This is a genomic window from Barnesiella sp. (assembly GCF_022723415.1).
GTDB lineage: Bacteria > Bacteroidota > Bacteroidia > Bacteroidales > Barnesiellaceae > Barnesiella > Barnesiella intestinihominis.
Genome location: NZ_JAIJHU010000109.1, coordinates 1 through 2,703, shown reverse-complemented (window position 1 = coordinate 2,703; position 2,703 = coordinate 1). Strand labels below are relative to the sequence as shown.

At 33.9% G+C, this 2,703-nt stretch carries 2 protein-coding genes; both read left to right on the top strand.

Annotated elements, in window-relative coordinates; translation table 11 throughout:
- Positions 1 to 1,342 (top strand): Lcl C-terminal domain-containing protein (locus QVD32_RS12760; RefSeq protein ID WP_502795841.1); only part of this gene is annotated, 1,342 nt, incomplete at its 5' end.
- 403 nt (positions 1,343 to 1,745) lie between these two features.
- Positions 1,746 to 2,486, top strand: coding sequence for an NERD domain-containing protein (locus tag QVD32_RS12755; protein ID WP_287710324.1), 741 nt, complete (start codon positions 1,746 to 1,748; stop codon positions 2,484 to 2,486).
- The last annotated feature ends 217 nt before the right edge of the window (positions 2,487 to 2,703 follow it).

Genomic DNA, 2,703 nt, shown 5'->3' with positions numbered 1-2,703 from the left:
GTCAGATATAAGTAAAACAGAATATGATGTAGCACATGAATTATGGGGCGATAACTGGCGTATGCCAACAATTAAGGAAGCTCGCGAATTGGTAGATAATTGTAACTGGGAATGGATAGATAATGAAGGAATATCTGGTATGAAAATTACAGGTTACAATGGAAATTCTATATTTCTTCCTTCTGACAATATTGACTCTAACTCTGGTTCATACTGGACTTCAACAGAAGGAGAGTATAAACGCTATGCTGGAGCTTTAAACTTTAACAATCAAGATTATATAGGTCCATTATTTAGCGATAAATATCTGGGTATGTTTATTCGTCCTGTAACATCGCACAACATTCAAAAAAATTACTTGTCTATTAATGTTACCGGTTCCGGAAATGTGGTATTGGGGAAAGTTAGCGTACACAATGGGGAAAAACACTTTTATGTCGATAAAAATTACAAATCGATTCTTAATTTTCATCCCGATTTAAACGAATGGGTGCTAAAATTATATGTAAATGGAAAAGATGTTACAGAAAACATAAATAATGGACAATATATTTTATTAAATAATTCTGACAGTACATATGTTAGAATTGTGTTTAGTAATAGTAATATTCCTTCTGATGCTATAGATCTTGGATTAAGCGTACTTTGGGCAAATCGTAATATAGGAGCAGAAGCACCGGAAAAAATGGGTACTTGGATTCCTTGGGGGGCTACTCAACAAGCCCCTAATGGGTGGAGCGATTACTTATGCGAAGATTATTTATGTGGCGGAGACTTAGATCCTATTTATGCGGCCGGTTTTTTTAAGAATAAAGATATTGCAGGTTCTGCATTTGACCAAGCACACGTTTTATTAGGTTCTGGATGGCAATTACCTTCAGACGATCAGTTCAATGAACTAATTGACAAATGTGAATGGAATAGAGAAAATATTAGTGGTACTAACGGATATAGAATTACAGGACCCAATGGTAATAGTATATTTTTGCCTGAGAATGGTTATTTAATGCCAGGAGGTAGAGGCGTCTATAGCAACAACTGCTATTATTGGAGTTCTACTTTACATTCGAAAACAGAGGGAGGGACTTTGTGCGTTTTGTTACCTGACGCCAAGTATATAACTTCTAATGTACGTTGTTATAATCAAAATATTCGACCAATATTCAAGCAAACAAAAGTAAACACTGGAATAAAGATAAAAGAACAATCCATTGACAATGATTTCGAAGAATCTTATTATAACATATATGGTATCAAAGTAAATGAGCCTGCTAATGGTCTATATATAGTTAAAACCTCTAATGGAAAATATCGTAAAATAATAAAAGGGAAAGCGAAATGATTATAGGGGGTGTATTTCTTTAATAAACCTAAGAACATAAGCAATATTATTCTTTCATTATACCTGCGGTCATAATGGTCATAGGCATTACTGGTCAAAATCATTTGAGGTATTACTAAACAAATGGCTATAATACCTCCTTATATAACAAAAGATGGGGCTCGGTCTCACGACTCACCCCATCTTAAACAAATATATGCGAAAACTTTTGTAAATATAGATGTTTTTGAGTTAAGTTCCAAATTTTCGAGATAGTTTTTTTAGTAAACCCTTGATATTTAACTATCCTTTAACAGAACAAAACGATTTTGGTAAAAAAATGAATTCTATAAACAAGTGCAATATTTCTGTTATTGTTCCGTTCTTCATAATATAATAATCGAATATATTAGATTGATAGAAAATGGTAATAGTATTTTTTGTGGTTTTCTTCGCATTGGCAATTTTCATAAAATTGAAGATGCCTATGTGGAAAGGCAAGTATTCAGAGAAGTTGGTTCATAAGGAAATGTTGCAACTGCCTGATGAATATGTTATCTTCAACGATTTGTTGTTTGAAAGTAATGGGCGTTCAACTCAGATAGATCATATCGTCGTTTCACCTTACGGTGTCTTCGTCATAGAGACTAAAGGTTACAAAGGATGGATATTGGGTGGAGAAAATTCAGAGCATTGGACACAAGTTATCTATAAGAGCAAGCACCAATTTTATAATCCGATAAAGCAGAATGAGGGGCACGTGAGATTCCTTCGCTATTTGCTCAAATGCTCTTTTGACATTCCGTTTGTTCCTATTGTTGTTTTCGACAATTCGGCAGATTTAAAAGTTCATGTAGAAAATCATATTGTGGTAAACAGATACAACTTAAATTATGCGATATCTCAATATCGTCATGCTATTTTGAACTCATCTCAAGTAAATTGGATTGTCAATGCTATTGAAAAACATTATACCATTGCAAGCAAGCAGGAAATTAAACGACACAAATACAATGTTCATAACAGGCAATACAGAGCCAAGACCTCTATAAAACAAGGAGTTTGTCCACAATGTGGCGGGAAGTTAGTATTGCGTCAAGGTAGATATGGCTCATTTTATGGTTGCTCTAATTATCCAAAATGTAAGTTTACATTAAATAAATGAGACGAAATATTAACTCTATTAAGAATATCCGTAATAAGTAATCGTTTGAAGCTGCGGTCATAATGGTCAAAGGCATTTCTGGTCAATATCATTGAAGGTATTACTAAGTAATGGCTATAAAAAGGGAGGCAAACCTCATCTCAAGGTCTGGCCTCCCACCACTTACTTATAGTTAAAAATAACCGATAATATATCCGGGAATTATCGAGTCAGGAAC